The following is a 924-nucleotide window of genomic DNA, read 5'->3' as shown; positions in this document are numbered from 1 at the left end:
TGTCTGGCCAGGAAATCCCGATAGGCCAGCCCGATGCCGTCAGCCAGGCCGGTCCTGGCCTGCCAGCCCAGGCCGTGCAGGCGCGAAACATCCATCAGCTTGCGCGGCGTGCCGTCGGGCTTGCTGGTGTCGAAGGTGAGTTGACCTTCGAAGCCCACCACCTTGACCACGGTTTCGGCCAGGGCGCGGATGGTGATGTCGGTGCCCGTGCCGATGTTGACCAGCGGGCCGCTGTAATCCTGCTCCATCAGGTACACGCACGCATCGGCCAGGTCATCGGCATAGAGGAACTCGCGCAGGGGCGTGCCCGTGCCCCACACCACCAGTTCGCTGTCGCCACGTTGCTTGGCCTCATGCGCCTTGCGGATCAGCGCCGGCAGCACGTGGCTGTTGTTGAGGTCGTAGTTGTCGTTGGGGCCGTACAGGTTGGTCGGCATGACGCTGATGTATTGCCGGCCGTACTGATCGTTGTAGGCATCACACAGCTTGATGCCGGCGATCTTGGCGATGGCGTAGGGCTCGTTGGTGGGCTCCAGCGGGCCGGTGAGCAGGTAATCTTCTTTCAGTGGCTGGGGGGCCAGCTTGGGGTAGATGCAGCTGCTGCCCAGGAACATCAGGCGTTGCACGCCCGCCTGGTGCGCGGCGTTGATCAGGTTGGCCTCGATCACCAGGTTCTGGTACAGGAACTCGGCCCGGTACACGTTGTTGGCCTGGATGCCGCCCACCTTGGCTGCGGCAATGTAGATGTAATCAGGCTGCTGCGCCTTGACGAAATCATGCACGGCGCGCTGATCGAGCAGATCCAGCTCGGCCCGGCCGGCGGTGATGACCCGGGTGTAGCCCGCCGCTTGCAGGCGGCGAACAATGGCCGAGCCCACCATGCCACGGTGGCCGGCAACGAAAATTTTGGCGTCTTTTTGCATG

Annotated in this window: 1 protein-coding gene; it reads right to left on the bottom strand. The window is 63.7% G+C overall.

Annotation, left to right across the window (positions count from 1 at the left end; all coding sequences use genetic code 11):
• A partial coding sequence (gene fcl, locus EIP75_RS23780) for a GDP-L-fucose synthase (RefSeq protein WP_148100985.1) occupies positions 1-923 on the bottom strand: 923 nt, incomplete at its 3' end.
• Position 924 lies beyond the last annotated feature (1 nt).

The sequence above is a fragment of the Aquabacterium soli genome, assembly GCF_003933735.1.
GTDB lineage: Bacteria > Pseudomonadota > Gammaproteobacteria > Burkholderiales > Burkholderiaceae_C > Aquabacterium > Aquabacterium soli.
This window is presented reverse-complemented; position numbering and strand designations above follow the sequence as displayed.